This is a genomic window from Candidatus Krumholzibacteriia bacterium (assembly GCA_035268685.1).
Taxonomy (GTDB): domain Bacteria; phylum Krumholzibacteriota; class Krumholzibacteriia; order JAJRXK01; family JAJRXK01; genus JAJRXK01.
Map to the genome: position 1 here is coordinate 14,314 of DATFKK010000145.1, position 13,864 is coordinate 28,177.

Sequence of the window (13,864 nt, forward strand, 5' to 3'; positions counted from 1 at the left end):
GGACGTGCTGGTCTTCGACGGTGGTCGTCTGCACGACGCGTCCGGGCACGAGGTCGCCTGGCCCGGTCTCGCGGTGCTCGGGGATCCCGTGGCCCATTCACTCAGCCCCCGTCTGCACACCGCCGCGCTCCGCGCGCGTGGTCTCGATCACGACTACGCAGCGATCCGGGTCGGAACCGAGGATCTCGCCACGTATCTGGTCACCGCCGCCGAGCACGGGGTGCTGGGGCTGAACCTGACCGTCCCGCACAAGGAGCACGGCCTGGCGCTCTGTGCGCAGGTCAGCGACGAGGCGCGTGAGATCGGAGCGGCGAACACGCTGGTGCGGCGTCGCGACCGCTGGCACGCCCACAACACCGACGCGCGCGGACTCGCACTGGCCCTGCAGTCGTGGCGCGGCCGACGCCTGGCGCGTTCGCTCGACCAGGTCGTGGTGATCGGGAGCGGAGGAGCGGCGCGGTCGGCGGTGGTGTGTGCCCGGGCGTTGGGGAGCCGACGGATCCGGGTGCTGGCCCGCCGTCCGGAGCGGGCGACGTGGGCGACGGCGATGGGGGCGGTGGCCGAGGCGCTACCCGAACGCATTCCCACCACGGCCACCCTGATTCTGCAGTGCACGCCGCTCGGTCTGGATCCCGAGCTGGACCCCTCGCCGTTGTCGCTCGACGGCCTGGCGTCGACGGCGATCGTGGTCGACCTCACCTACGCCGATCGACCCAGCGCCTTCCTGCGGCAGGCCATCGGTCGCGGTGTGGACGCGATCGACGGCCGTCGCATGCTCGTGGCCCAGGCGGCACTCGCGTTCTCCATGTGGTTCGGTGCGCAGCCTCCACTGACGGCCATGGGAGAGGTGCTCGGCCTGGAGTTCTGACCGCCTCCGCTTCCGTGTCCTCCCGGACCGCGAGACGAGACGATGCGGACGACCCTGGTCCGTGGCTTCTTCGATCTGATCTGGCCTCCACGTTGTCCGGTGTGCGACGACTGGTTCGAGCCGCCCGCCGGGGCGTGGCTCGAGGTGCGCGGACGCGCCGTGCTCCATCGCAGCTGTCGCGATCGCCTCGGGCCGGCGACCGAGTTGTCGATCGCCGCCGCCGCGGGGGCGACTCCGGTGTTCGCCCTGCTCGCCGACACTCCCGCCTGGTTCGCGATCCTGCACCGGGTGAAGTACGAGGGCGAGGGCGCGCTGCTCGGCCCCTGGATCGACTCGTTGGTCGACGCCGTCGCCGCCGGCGGCGGGTTGCCCCGCGGATCGGTGGTGGTCCCCGTTCCCGACGATCCGCGCCGGAGGCGGCAGAGGGGATTCAGTCCGGTGCGCTCGATCGCCGGCACCCTGGCTCGCGCGACCGGCGTGCGATTGCGCGAGGATCTGGTGCGGCGGCGGTTCGCGGCTCCGTCGCAGACCGAGAGCCCGGACGACCGCGCTCGCCGGCGCAACGTCGACCGTGTGTTCGGGGTCGGGCGCCTGGCGGAGATCTGCGCGACGGACCCGATCGTCCTGGTCGACGACCAGATCACGTCGGGAGCCACGGTCGGTGTCTGCGCCCGACTGCTGCGGGCCCGGGGAAACCCCACGGCGGTTGTCGTGCTCGCCCGGGCTCGGCGGGCGCCGCGGCTGCTGCAACCTTGACATCGGCAGGAATCGGTCCCTAGACTGCCGACTGCCGGAGCTGAGGCCCCGCGGCTTCATAAATATCGGCGCGCCAACCACTTGTGGGTATCAGTCCGGGTGTGGCGCGAAGGGGTCCACCACGAATCCACGCGAGCGGCCAGTAGGCCGGAACGGAAGCATCATGAAGAAGCTGACGGTCCAGGACGTCCAACTCGACGGCCGGCGTGTTCTCGTCCGGGTCGATTTCAACGTGCCTCTCGACGACCAGCGCACCATCACCGACGACACGCGCATCCGTGCCGCCTCGTCCACGGTCGAGTACATCCTCGCGCACGGCGGGCGCCCGGTGCTGATGAGCCACCTCGGCCGGCCCAAGGGTCAGCGCAAGGAGGAGTTCAGTCTCCGTCCCACCGCCGAACGGCTCGAGGAGATCGTCGGACGCAAGGTCCACTTCGCGCCCGACTGCATCGGGGACGAGACGCGGACCGTGGTCGAGAAGGCCGGTCGCGACGAGATCGTCCTGCTCGAGAACCTGCGGTTCCACGGTGAGGAGACCGACAACGACGCGGACTTCTCGGCGAAGCTCGCCGAGTTCGGCGACGTGTACGTGAACGACGCCTTCGGTACGGCGCACCGTGCGCACGCCTCGACGGTGGGAGTGACCCGTCACTTCGAGCAGCGGGTCAGCGGCCTGCTCATGGACAAGGAGCTCGAGAACCTCGGTTCGATGCTCGAGAATCCGCGGCGGCCGTTCGTCGCCGTGCTCGGCGGGGCCAAGGTCAGCGGCAAGATCGAGGTGATCGAGAACCTGCTCGGCCGTGTCGACTCGATCCTCGTCGGCGGGGGAATGGCCTTCACCTTCTTCCGCGTATTGGGTGTGGACACCGGTCGGAGCATCGTCGAAGAGCCATTGCTCGACACCGTGCGTTCGATCCTCGACCGGACGAAGGAGTCGAACACCGAGATCGTACTGCCCGAGGACCTGATCGTGGCCGATCGTTTCGACGCCGAAGCCGAGCGCGAGGAAGTCCTGGCGACCGACATCCCAGAGGGGTGGCAGGGCCTCGACGTGGGCAACCGCACGGTCAAGCGCTTCCAGGAGATCCTCGAGGGCGCGGGCACCATCTTCTGGAACGGCCCCATGGGCGTGTTCGAGATGGAGCCCTTCGCCAAGGGCACGCGCGCCGTCGCCCGGGCCATCGCGACCTCGACGGAGAACGGGGCGCGCTCGGTCGTCGGGGGAGGCGATTCGGTCTCGGCCCTCGTGCAGGCCGGTCTGGCTTCGAAGATCACGCACGTCTCGACCGGCGGGGGCGCCTCGCTGGAGTTCATGGCGGGCAAGTCCCTGCCGGGAGTCGACGCACTGAGCGATGCGTCGCCGAGCACGGTCTGAACGGATCCGGGAGGGATCGACATGGCACGCCGTCCACTGCTGATGGGCAACTGGAAGATGAACCTGGGACTCGCGCAGGCGCGTGAGTTGGCCGAGACCCTGGTGCGACGCACGCAGACCACCTTCGCCGGTCCGGAGATGGTGGTGTGCCCGAGCTTCGTCCACATCCCCGTCGTCGCGCAGATCATGGAGAAGTCGGCGATCGAATGGGGCGGGCAGGACTGTGTGGAACAGGAGCCGGGGGCCGTCACCGGCGGTGTGAGCGCCGAGCAGCTGCGCGAGATCGGCGCGAAGTGGGTGATCCTCGGCCACAGCGAACGCCGGCAGATCTTCCAGGAGAGCGACGCCAGCGTTCGCGAAAAGGTCAAGGCGGCCTTCCGCGTGGGCCTGACGCCCGTGGTGTGCGTGGGCGAGACGCTGTCGCAGCGCGAGTCCGGTCGGACCGAGGAGGTCGTGTCGACGCAGGTCCACGGGGCTCTCGAGGATCTTCGCGCCGAGCAGGTGGGGGCGATGACCATTGCCTACGAGCCCGTGTGGGCGATCGGCACCGGTCACAGCGCCGAGCCCGACGACGTCGAGAAGGTCCACGCTCTGGTCCGCGGCCTGCTGGCCGAGGCCTCGAGCGCGCAGATCGCCGATGGGGTGCGTATCCTGTACGGCGGCAGCGTGAACGAGGACAACGTCGCGGACTACATGGCCTGCGAGGACGTCGACGGGGCCCTGGTGGGAGGCGCGAGCCTCGATCCGGAGCGTTTCCTGTCGATCGTCCGCTATCAGGACCGGCCGAGTTGACACCCCCGTGGGCCGTTGCTAGCTTTGACGGCCGGTCCTGAACGCGGGGCCGCCGGAACCCCGGGATCGACCCCGCCGTCGTCGAAGAGAGCGCGATGTACTACCTGTTCTTCGGAATCCATCTGCTGATCTCGTTCCTGATCGTCGTCGTCGTCCTTCTGCAGCGCTCCAAGGGTGGGGGGCTGTCGGGCGCCTTCGGCGGTGTCGGAGCGGGAGACGCCGCGTTCGGCAGTGTGGGTGTGACCACGTTCCTGCACAAGACCACCATCTACCTGGCCATCGGCTTCATGGTGACGAGCCTCAGCCTCGCGTACATGACGGCCACGCGCAGCCAGGCCATTCCGACGGGGCCGACCGGTGGCGTGGGTGAGACCGTGCTCCCCGTCGGAGATGCGCCGGTCATGCCCGAGCAGCCCGCGGGCGCGGCGGGTGACAGTCTGATCCTCGACGACGAGATCGTTCCCGGTGGCGACGACACCGTGGTGCCGCCGGCGGGTGCCGACACGTCGATCGTCCCGCAGGGCGAGACGCCTGAACGGAGCGGAGGCCAGTAGGTCTCGAACGCGCGAGAGCATCGTGCTCGGGTGGTGGAATTGGTAGACACGCTATCTTGAGGGGGTAGTGGCGAAAGCCGTGCGGGTTCAAATCCCGCCCCGAGCACCACGAACGATGACGGCCCGGATCGAACACGATCCGGGCCGTCGCATTTCCCCCCACGTCGTGAACGCGGTGTGCATCGATCGCCCGACGCGGGCGAGACGGGGAAAATCAGTCCTCTTCGGGATTTTTTTTGTTTGACAGTCGTTGATGCGCTTCGAATAATGCCGCCGGCTGAGCCGAGTGGAACGCCGATTGCTCCGCCGTGCGCGGATCCTTCGTGCGAATCCACGAAGCTCCCATCGCGGGCATCCGTGCCCACGATCCAAGGCTGCAAGACAAGGCTGCAAGATAAAGCGAGGCTGACGATGGAAGACGGAATCATGCTGGCCGCGGCGAAGAAGAAGTCGACCGCGAAGAAGAAGAAGGCGACTGCCAAGAAGAAGAAGACGACGGCGCGCAAGAAGAAGACGGCCGCCCGGAAGAAGAAGACCACCGCCCGCAAGAAGAAGACGGCGGCGAAGAAGAAGAAGACCGCTGCCAAGCGGAAGAAGACCGCGGCGAAGAAGAAGAAGACGGCGGCGCGGAAGAAGAAGACCACTGCGCGCAAGAAGAAGACCACCGCGCGCAAGAAGAAGACCAGCGCCCGCAAGAAGAAGACGACGGCGCGCAAGAAGAAGACCACCGCCCGCAAGAAGAAGACCGCGGCGCGGAAGAAGCGTTAGACCCCGGGTCGAGCGCCACGAACACGGGCGGCGAGGTCATCCTCGCCGCCCGTTCGCGTTTCCGACTGGAGAGGAGCGGTGCTCCACGCGGCCTCAGCGCGAGGCCGTGGCAGCGTCCTCGTCCTCGAAGACCTCGTCCGGCACGTCGTAGCGCCAGGTGATGCCCGCCGTCACCGAGGGGAACAGCAGCGAGGCGTCGAGCGACACTTCGTCGGTCTCCCAGGTGTACAGACGCAGGTCCGCGGCGACGAAGCCTCGGACCGAACCGGCGATCGGGAATCCGTATCCGCCGCCCGCGGTGAAGAAGAGGGCGCCGACGTCATCGGTGTCGGAGAACTGGTTCAGGATGCCGCCGAAGCCGAGATGTACGAAGGGACGCCGCGGGTTCCGGCGCTCCCGGCCCAGGTGGTAGACCACCTTCCCGCCGCCCGCGAAGGTCGTCATCGTGGCGCGGTCGATCTCGGTGACCTCGTCGACGATCTCTTCCTCGATCACGCGCCGGCCGCGGAACACCGCGTCGGCTTGGCCGAACTCCCCGAACAACTGCATGCCGAAGTTCTCGTTCAGGAAGAAGCTCACGCGACCGCCGACGACATAGCCCGTCTCGATCTTCTTCTCCGGCGCCTGGACGGGGGGGTCCGGAACCTCGCCGCTGAAATCCAGGATGTCGTCCCGGGCGGTGTCGTTGGTGAGTTCGGTCAGCGGGGCCGGCAGCGAGAGGTAGGTGTCGCCGGCCATCATCCCCCCGTACAGCGACATCTCGATGCGATGCACACGCAGAAGGGGCTCTTCCTCCTCGTCTCCGCTCTGGGCCAGCGCGGGCTGGCCGCTCCAGACGAGGAGCAGGACGAGCAGCAGGCCTGCGCTCGCCGCTCGTGCCGACCGAAGGCCCTGCTCCCGGCGCAGGGGCCGTGGCGCCGACTCCGTCGTCGCCCGGATGCCGTCAAACAGAAGAGCGTCCATGATTCCCTGGATCGAAGGCCCGCCCACGACACCGGGCCCGGCGAGGCCGCGGCGCCACGGAAGGGGGCGCGGATCGGTTCTCGGGGCTCCGCAGGGAACCCCCGCGCATTCGTCCGGGCGGGCGCAGCGGTGTCCGCGGCAGACCCACCGGGCGAGCACGACAGCGGCTCAATGTAGGGGAGCGGAGAGGCGTATGTCAAAGGCGGAACCGAAGTTTCCCCCCGGGCGTCGGATCACGGAACACGGGGCGCCCACCGCGTTGACACCCCTCTCGACACGGTGCTAACTTGGCCGATCCGGGCTTCTGCGCCCCGGAATCCGTCGCTCGCGGCCGCGACCGCGCCCGCCAGGGCCGCCGACCATCTTCCACCCAGACCCTTGTCCATGGGGAGCCGTCGACTTGAAGTCCTACCCACCGCAAGACATCCGCAATCTCGCCCTCGTCGCCCACCAGGGCGCCGGCAAGACCACGCTGGCCGAGGCCATCCTGTTCAAGACGGGCGCGATCGCGCGCATGGGAAGTGTCGACGAGGGAACGAGCAATCTCGACTACCACCAGAGCGAGATCGACCACAAGACGAGCATCTTCTCGGCGGTGGGCTCGTGCGAACACGAGAACACGAAGTTCAACCTGGTCGACACCCCGGGCGTCGAGGACTTCCGGGGCGAGGCGATCGCCGCCATGCAGGTCGTCGAGAGCGCGATGGTCGTCCTGCGGGCCGATGGTGGCGTCGAGGTCGGGACCGAGGCGGTCTGGGAGCTGGTCGAGAAGAACGGCCTGCCCGCGATCCTGACCGTGACCAAGATGGACAAGGAGAACGCGGACTTCCAGCAGACCTACGACCAGATCCGCGAGCGCTTGAGCGGCAAGGCCATTCCGGTGCAGCTGCCCATCGGCCAGGGTCCGGAGTTCCAGGGTCTGATCGACGTGGCCACGGGCAAGGCCTACCTGTACGACGCCCAGGGCAATTCGCAGGAGACCGAGATCCCCGAGGACATGCGCGACGCCTACGAGACGGCGCGCGAGGAGCTGTTCAACGCCGCAGCCGAACACGACGACGCCCTGGTCGAGAAATTCCTCGAGGAAGGCGAACTGACGACCGACGAGATCACCCAGGGGATCCGGATCGGCGTCCGGGACCGCACGTTCTTCCCCATCTGTGCGGTGAGCGCTGTCGACGGTGGCATCGGCATGCGCCCGTTGCTGCACTGCATCAAGGAGTACCTGCCTCCGAGCGACGTGCGGCCGTCGCTGGAGGCCGTCGACTCCTCCGACGCCGAGACCGAACTGCAGACCGGTGCCGACGCGCCGACTTTCGCCCGGGTGTTCAAGGTGTCGATCGAGAAGGACGCCGGCGAATTCTCGCTCATGCGCTGCTTCGCCGGGTCGATCGAGGCGGGGAACGAGTACAGGAACTCCACGCACGACCGCACCGAGCGCGTCACCCAGCTCTTCAGCCTCGAGGGCAAGAACCGCGAGAAGATCGAGCGCATCGGTTGCGGGGACTTCGGAGCCGCGGTGAAGCTCAAGGACACGCACTGCGGCGACACGCTGGCCGACAAGAGCATCGACGCCCACCTGCCGCCGATCGCCTACCCCGTGCCGACCTCCCGGGTGGCCCTGCGTCCGGTGAAGGAGGGCGAGGACGACAAGGTCGCCCAGGGCCTGGCCCGGATCCACGAAGAAGACCCGACCTTCAAGTTCGGCCAGGATCCCGAGACCCATCAGATGGTGCTCGAGGGCATGGGGGAGATGCACTTCGACATCATCCTCGAGCGCCTGGCCCGCCGCTACGGCGCCGAGGTCACCCGTCACGAACCGCGGATCCCGTACCGCGAGACGCTCAAGTCCTCGATCGAGGTCCACGCCCGCCACAAGAAGCAGTCGGGCGGCCGCGGGCAGTTCGCCGACGTCCACATCCGCTTCGAGCCGTTGACGCGGGGCGAGGACTTCGAGTTCGTCGACGCCATCGTCGGCGGTGTGGTGCCCGGCAAGTTCATCCCCGCCGTCGAGAAGGGCATCCGCGAGACCATGCAGAAAGGTGCCCTGGCGGGTTACCGGGTGGTCGACCTGAAGGCCACACTCTTCGACGGGCAGTACCACGCCGTGGACTCCAGCGAGGCGGCCTTCAAGACCGCGGCCTGGCAGGCCATGCGCAAGGCCTTCAACGAAGGTCAGGCGACGATCCTCGAGCCCGTCTACGAGGTCGAGATCAAGGTCCCCGACTCGGTCATGGGCGATGTCATGGGCGACCTGAGCTCGCGTCGTGGCCGGATCCTCGGGAGCGAGACGGCGGGCCACATGGCGATCGTTCGGGCGCACGTACCCCTCGCCGAGTTGTACCGTTACAGCACCGACCTGCGTTCCATGAGCCAGGGCCGGGCGACGCACACCCGCACGTTCCACCAGTACGAAGAAGTCCCGGGCGACGTCCTCAAGAAGATCGTGGAGGAGTCGACCCTCGAGGCCGAGGAGGCCTGAGCCGAATCACCCGGGCGTGCCCGCGGAAGCGCGGGCAGGCTCGCCGTCGCAGGAGAGAGACGTGTCCGGCCATTCCAAGTGGGCGACGATCAAGCGGAAGAAGGGCGCCAACGACGCGAAGCGCGGCAAGCTCTTCACACGCCTGGCCAAGGAGATCACCATCGCCGCCCGAGACGGCGGGGGGGATCCGGAGATGAACGCCGGACTGCGCACGGCGATCAACAACGCCAAGGCGCAGAACATGCCCAACGACAACATCGACCGCGCGATCAAGCGCGGCACCGGTGAGGTCGACGGCGTCAGCTACGAGGAGAAGACCTTCGCCGGCTTCTACGGCGGAGTGGCGATCCTGGTGAACACGGTGACCGACAACAACAACCGGACCACGGCCGAGGTCCGGCACGTGTTCAGCAAGCACAACGGCAAGATGGTCGACACCGGATCGGCCTCGATCTACTTCGAGCGCAAGGGCATCATCACCGTCTCCGCGTCGGAGACCGACGAGGAGAAGGTCATGGAAGTCGTCATCGACGCCGGGGCCGAGGACGTCGAGACCGAGGACGAAGTGATCACGGTGACCACGCCGCGCGAGGGCTTCCACGCCGTCGTCAAGGCGCTCGAGTCGGCCGGGATCCAGCCGCAGACCGCCGAGCTACAGGACGTGCCGACCAACACGGTGGTCATCGCCGGGAGCGACGCCGAGGGGCTCATGAAGCTCCTGAGCGTGCTCGACGATCTCGACGACACCAGCTCGGTCGCCGCGAACTACGACATCCCCGACGACGAGATGGCCAAGCTCCAGGAACTGTTCGGATGATCCGTCTGCTGGGGCTCGATCCCGGCAGCCGGCGCCTGGGGTGGGGTGCGATCGAGGTCGACGGATCGCGTCTGGCCCATCTCGGACACGGAACCATCGTCGCGCCCGAGCGCCGGCCCTTGCCCGAGCGGCTGCTGCTGCTGCACGACGAACTCGAGCGGGTCCTCGATCGGTTGCAACCGGCGTCCATCGGCCTGGAGCAGGTCTACACGGGGCCGAACCCGAAGTCGGCCCTCACGCTCGGGCAGGCCCGCGGTGTGATCATGCTCTGCGTGGCCCGCCGCGAGCTCGATCTCGCCGAGTACGCTCCGGCCGAGATCAAGGTGGCCGTGACCGGCAACGGCCGGTCGGACAAGTCCCAGATGGCGCGCATGCTCGAACGGCTGCTGGCCGTCGACCTGCGCGAGGCGGGCGAAGACAGCACCGATGCGCTCGCGGTGGCGGTGTGCCACGCCCACGGGCGTCAGCGCCGTCGTCTCGTGGAGCGCGCCCGATCCACGCGCGCCTGAGGAACCCGAGGAAGCGGCCATGTACGCCTTCGTCGAGGGAGAGATCGACTCGCTGGGACCGCCGGTGGTGGTGTCCGTCGCCGGCGTCGGATACGAGGTCTGGGTGCCCGAGCGTCACCGCCACGAGCTGGCCGCCCACGTCGGTCCGGTCCGGCTCTACACGCATCTGCAGGTGCGTGAGGACGACATGACGCTCTACGGGTTTCCCAGTCCGGCCCGGCGCGAAGTCTTCCGCGCACTGATCTCGGTGAACGGAGTGGGGCCGAAGGTCGCGCTGGCCGTACTGGGCGACGACGCGGCCGACGAGGTACTGCGCGGGATCCGCCGCGGCGATCACGAACCCCTGCGGTCGGTGAAGGGGATCGGCAAGAAGACCGCCGAGCGCATCGTCATCGATCTGCAGGAGCGGGCCGCCGCCTGGATCGACTCGGGACCCGCATCCGAGACGGAGCCCGCGTCCGCCGGCGAGGTCGACGATCCACTGGCCGCCGAGGCCCTCCTGGCCCTGCAGGCACTGGGCGTCTCGCCGGATCGCGCGAGCGCGGCGATCGTCGCGGTGCTGGAGCACGACGAGCGACCGGACGACGTCGAGGCTCTGTTGCGCCGGGCACTGCGGCGCCTGCATCCGGCCGGCTGAGCGCGGTCTCGATCCGAACGAGGGAGTCCCGATCCGTGAACGAACCACAGCAACGCTGGACCGACCCCCGCCCGCAGGATGCCGAGCGCGGTGACGAGACCTCGCTGCGCCCGCACCGCCTCGACCACTTCATCGGTCAGGAGCGGGTGAAGGGTCAGCTGGCGCTGTTCCTGCGCGCGGCCCGCGAGCGTGACGAGATGCTCGACCACGTGCTCTTCTACGGGCCGCCGGGTCTGGGCAAGACCACCCTGGCCGGAATCGTGGCCCGCGAGATGGACTGCGAGCTACGGGTCACCAGTGGCCCCGCCTTCCAGAACGCGGCGGAACTGGCCAGTGTGCTGACGAGCGAAGAAGGGCGCCACTGCCTGTTCATCGACGAGATCCACCGCCTGGGTCGCGTGGTCGAGGAACACTTGTATCCGGCCATGGAGGACTTCACGGTGGAACTGGTGGTCGACAAGGGGCCGGCCGCCCGGCGCTACCAGCTCCCATTGTCGCCGTTCACACTGGTCGGCGCGACGACGCGTGCCGGTATGATCACGCCGGCCATGCGCAGTCGTTTCGGGATCGTCCTGCACCTCGACTTCTACCCGCCCGCGGAGCTGGCGGTGATCGTCCGGCGCAGCGCGGCGATCCTGGGTGTCGAGCTCGACGACGACGGCGCCGACGAGATCGCCCGCCGGAGCCGAGGGACTCCCCGCGTGGCCAACCGTCTGCTGCGGCGGGTGCGCGACGTGGCGCAGGTCGAGGGGGCACCACGCGTCGATCGCGAGGTCGCCCAGCGCGCGCTCACCCTGCTCGAGGTCGACGCACTCGGGCTCGAGACGCTCGATCGCAACTACCTCGAATGTCTCGTGCGGACCTTCGAGGGCGGGCCGGTGGGTCTGTCGACGTTGTCGGTCAGCCTGGGCGAGGAGTCGGACACGCTCGAGGACGTGGTCGAACCCTTCCTGATCCAGCGCGGACTCGTGCAGCGCACGCCGCGCGGGCGCGCGGCCACGTCGCGGGCCTTCGAACACCTGGGCCTGCGCCCGAGGCGATCGGTCGAGGATCCGCTGCTGTGAGCAGGACTCCGCGTCTCGACGACGTCGACTACCACCTGCCGCCCGAGCGGATCGCCCAACGACCGCCCGATCGTCGCACCGGTTCACGCCTGCTGTGCTGGCACGCTGACGGAACGCTGGAGCACCGTCGCTTCGAGCAGGTCGTGGACCTGCTGCGCCCCGGCGATCTGCTCGTGCTGAACGACACACGGGTCTTCCCCGCGCGCCTGTTGGGACGCAAGCGGTCCGGGACGGCCGCGGTCGAGATGCTGCTGGTCCGCCCGCGCGAGGACGTGGGCCCTTGCACGTGGGAGGCCATGTTGCGCCCCGCCCGTCGCCTGCCGCCGGGAACGTCGATCGAGCTCGACGGAGGACTCGAGGCGCGCGTGGATCGACGCACCGACGACGGCACCTCCCTCGTCGAGCTCGATCGACCCGAGGCGGTCATCGCCCACTGCCGCCGCCACGGGCACGTCCCGTTGCCGCCGTACATCGACCGGCCGGACGACGCCACCGACCGGGAGCGCTACCAGACGGTGTTCGCCCGGGTCGACGGATCCGTCGCCGCGCCGACGGCGGGACTCCACTTCGACGACGGCCTGCTGGAACGTGTCGAGGCCGCGGGTGTGGAGCGCACGCAGGTGACGCTCCACGTGGGCCCGGGAACCTTCCGCCCGCTCGACGAGGACGACGTCGCCGGCGAGACGTTGCACGCCGAGTGGTGCGAGGTGGGTGAGGGCGCCGTCGAGGCCCTGCGCCGGACCCGCGCGCGCGGAGGTCGCGTCGTGGCCGTGGGGACCACCGCCTGTCGCAGCCTCGAGACGCTCGACGACGTCCCGCATCCGTTCCGCGGGGCCACCGAGCTGTTCGTCAAACCGGGCCACCGCTTCCGCTGGGTCGACGTGTTGATCACGAACTTCCACCTGCCCCGCAGCTCGCTGTTGCTGCTCGTCGCCGCCCTCGCGCCGGGCCGCTGGCGCAAGGCCTACGAGGAGGCGGTCGCGGCGGGCTACCGGTTCTACAGCTACGGCGACGCGAACTGGATCGAGAGGACGTCGTGAGCGGATTCGGCTTCGAGTGCACGCACACCGACGGACGTGCGCGGCGCGGGCGCCTGCACACCGACCACGGCGTGATCGAAACGCCGGTGTTCATGCCCGTGGGGACGCAGGCCACGGTGAAGGGACTGACGCCCGAGCAGATCCGGGCCACTGGCGCCTCGATGATCCTGGCCAACACCTATCACCTGTACCTGCGGCCCGGGCACGAGAGGATCGCGCGCCTGGGCGGTCTGCATCGCTTCAGCACCTGGGACGGAGCGATGCTCACCGACAGCGGGGGATTCCAGGTCTTCAGCCTTGGCGACCTGCGCGAGATCGACGACGACGGTGTGTCGTTCCGCAGCCATCTCGACGGGAGTCCGCACCGATTCACGCCGGAACACGCCATGGACGTCCAGGCGGCCCTGGGCGCCGACGTGGTCATGGCCTTCGACGAGTGTCCGGCCCTGCCCGCCGCCGACGAGGACGTGGCCCGCGCGGTGGACCGCACCGTCGCCTGGGCGCGGCGCTGTCGCGATCACTTCGGTCCGCGGCGACGTCACGAGGCGGGGCACCAGCAGGCGCTGTTCGGGATCGTCCAGGGGGGGCTGGTCGCGTCCGAGCGCGCTCGCTGCGCCGAGGCGCTGATCGAGCTCGACCTGCCCGGCTACGCGATCGGCGGGCTGTCGGTGGGCGAGTCGAAGGACGACATGCACCGCACGAGCCGCAGCACGGCGGCGCTCCTGCCCGCCGACCGGCCGCGCTACCTCATGGGGGTGGGATATCCCGAGGACATCGTCGCTGCGGTCGCCGGTGGGGTCGACATGTTCGACTGCGTCCTCCCCACACGCCTGGCGCGCCACGGCACGCTCCTGACCGAGGCGGGGCGGATCCATCTTCGCAACGCCCGCTTCGCCGAGGACGAACGTCCGCCCGATCCCGCGTGCGACTGCCCCGTCTGCCGGCGCTTCAGCCGGGCCTACCTGCGTCACCTCGTGGTCGCCGGCGAGCTGCTCGGGATGATCCTGGGCACGGTCCACAACGTGACGCACTACCAGCGCCTGATGCGCGAGATCCGCGACGCCATCGAGGCGGGTCGCTTCGAGCAGCTCGCGGATCGCATCGGGACGCGTCCCACGCGTGCACCCGCCGAGGCCTAGGCGGCGCGCGGAGGCCTCGTCGCTTGCCGCCTCCGGAGCCGCGACCTAGACTCCCTCCGTCGAGGCCGCCCGGAGGCCCGCTCCGACCCGTGACCCGCGA

Annotated in this window: 14 protein-coding genes and 1 tRNA gene; 14 read left to right on the forward strand and 1 reads right to left on the reverse strand. The window is 69.0% G+C overall.

The genetic code is table 11. From position 1 onward, the window contains the following. The first annotated feature begins 4 nt into the window (after positions 1-4). From VKA86_13630 to VKA86_13660, 7 genes are all read left to right on the forward strand, one after another. Complete coding sequence (locus VKA86_13630) at positions 5-868, forward strand: shikimate dehydrogenase (GenBank protein HKK72254.1); 864 nt, start codon at positions 5-7, stop codon at positions 866-868. A gap of 42 nt (positions 869-910) precedes the next feature. Further along, positions 911-1,624: a hypothetical protein gene (locus VKA86_13635; protein HKK72255.1), complete on the forward strand. Its 714-nt coding sequence runs from the start codon at positions 911-913 to the stop codon at positions 1,622-1,624. Positions 1,625-1,787: 163 nt separating this feature from the next. Continuing rightward, on the forward strand, positions 1,788-2,999 hold the full coding sequence (locus VKA86_13640) for a phosphoglycerate kinase (GenBank protein HKK72256.1): 1,212 nt from the start codon (positions 1,788-1,790) through the stop codon (positions 2,997-2,999). 21 nt (positions 3,000-3,020) lie between these two features. Next, positions 3,021-3,791, forward strand: coding sequence for a triose-phosphate isomerase (tpiA, locus tag VKA86_13645; GenBank protein HKK72257.1), 771 nt, complete (start codon positions 3,021-3,023; stop codon positions 3,789-3,791). A 95-nt stretch (positions 3,792-3,886) separates the two neighbouring features. Then, positions 3,887-4,345, forward strand: coding sequence for a preprotein translocase subunit SecG (gene secG / locus VKA86_13650; GenBank protein HKK72258.1), 459 nt, complete (start codon positions 3,887-3,889; stop codon positions 4,343-4,345). Positions 4,346-4,369: 24 nt separating this feature from the next. Then, a tRNA-Leu gene (locus VKA86_13655) sits at positions 4,370-4,454 on the forward strand. Between the two features lie 302 nt (positions 4,455-4,756). Continuing rightward, positions 4,757-5,113 carry a hypothetical protein gene (locus VKA86_13660; protein HKK72259.1) on the forward strand — a complete coding sequence of 119 codons (357 nt, stop codon included), beginning with the start codon at positions 4,757-4,759 and terminating at the stop codon, positions 5,111-5,113. Positions 5,114-5,206: 93 nt separating this feature from the next. Here VKA86_13660 and VKA86_13665 read toward each other — a convergent pair whose 3' ends face one another. Beyond that, on the reverse strand, positions 5,207-6,076 hold the full coding sequence (locus VKA86_13665; GenBank protein HKK72260.1) for a hypothetical protein: 870 nt from the start codon (positions 6,074-6,076) through the stop codon (positions 5,207-5,209). A gap of 400 nt (positions 6,077-6,476) precedes the next feature. Between VKA86_13665 and fusA the strand changes: the two genes are divergently transcribed. From fusA to tgt, 7 genes are all read left to right on the forward strand, one after another. Beyond that, positions 6,477-8,558: an elongation factor G gene (gene fusA / locus VKA86_13670; GenBank protein ID HKK72261.1), complete on the forward strand. Its 2,082-nt coding sequence runs from the start codon at positions 6,477-6,479 to the stop codon at positions 8,556-8,558. Positions 8,559-8,619: 61 nt separating this feature from the next. Beyond that, on the forward strand, positions 8,620-9,375 hold the full coding sequence (locus VKA86_13675) for a YebC/PmpR family DNA-binding transcriptional regulator (protein HKK72262.1): 756 nt from the start codon (positions 8,620-8,622) through the stop codon (positions 9,373-9,375). After that, the gene (gene ruvC / locus VKA86_13680; protein ID HKK72263.1) at positions 9,372-9,884 is read left to right on the forward strand and encodes a crossover junction endodeoxyribonuclease RuvC; all 513 of its coding nucleotides are present in this window, start codon (positions 9,372-9,374) and stop codon (positions 9,882-9,884) included. The genes VKA86_13675 and ruvC overlap by 4 nt, the downstream gene beginning before the upstream one ends. 19 nt (positions 9,885-9,903) lie before the next feature. Next, positions 9,904-10,521, forward strand: a complete 618-nt coding sequence (gene ruvA, locus VKA86_13685; GenBank protein ID HKK72264.1) for a Holliday junction branch migration protein RuvA — start codon at positions 9,904-9,906, stop codon at positions 10,519-10,521. 35 nt (positions 10,522-10,556) lie between these two features. Next, positions 10,557-11,585, forward strand: a complete 1,029-nt coding sequence (ruvB, locus tag VKA86_13690; GenBank protein HKK72265.1) for a Holliday junction branch migration DNA helicase RuvB — start codon at positions 10,557-10,559, stop codon at positions 11,583-11,585. Then, complete coding sequence (gene queA, locus VKA86_13695) at positions 11,582-12,625, forward strand: tRNA preQ1(34) S-adenosylmethionine ribosyltransferase-isomerase QueA (protein HKK72266.1); 1,044 nt, start codon at positions 11,582-11,584, stop codon at positions 12,623-12,625. The genes ruvB and queA overlap by 4 nt, the downstream gene beginning before the upstream one ends. Continuing rightward, positions 12,622-13,764, forward strand: coding sequence for a tRNA guanosine(34) transglycosylase Tgt (gene tgt, locus VKA86_13700; protein HKK72267.1), 1,143 nt, complete (start codon positions 12,622-12,624; stop codon positions 13,762-13,764). Before queA ends, tgt begins: the two co-directional genes overlap by 4 nt. Positions 13,765-13,864: the final 100 nt, after the last annotated feature.

Bases quoted from the DNA above. Each gene is read 5' to 3' on its own strand.
- VKA86_13635 (HKK72255.1), top strand. From the start codon at position 911: ATGCGGACGACCCTGGTCCGTGGCTTCTTCGATCTGATCTGGCCTCCA.
- ruvA (HKK72264.1), top strand. From the start codon at position 9,904: ATGTACGCCTTCGTCGAGGGAGAGATCGACTCGCTGGGACCGCCGGTG.
- ruvC (HKK72263.1), top strand. From the start codon at position 9,372: ATGATCCGTCTGCTGGGGCTCGATCCCGGCAGCCGGCGCCTGGGGTGG.
- VKA86_13660 (HKK72259.1), top strand. From the start codon at position 4,757: ATGGAAGACGGAATCATGCTGGCCGCGGCGAAGAAGAAGTCGACCGCG.
- VKA86_13640 (HKK72256.1), top strand. From the start codon at position 1,788: ATGAAGAAGCTGACGGTCCAGGACGTCCAACTCGACGGCCGGCGTGTT.
- VKA86_13665 (HKK72260.1), bottom strand. From the start codon at position 6,076: ATGGACGCTCTTCTGTTTGACGGCATCCGGGCGACGACGGAGTCGGCG.
- secG (HKK72258.1), top strand. From the start codon at position 3,887: ATGTACTACCTGTTCTTCGGAATCCATCTGCTGATCTCGTTCCTGATC.
- tpiA (HKK72257.1), top strand. From the start codon at position 3,021: ATGGCACGCCGTCCACTGCTGATGGGCAACTGGAAGATGAACCTGGGA.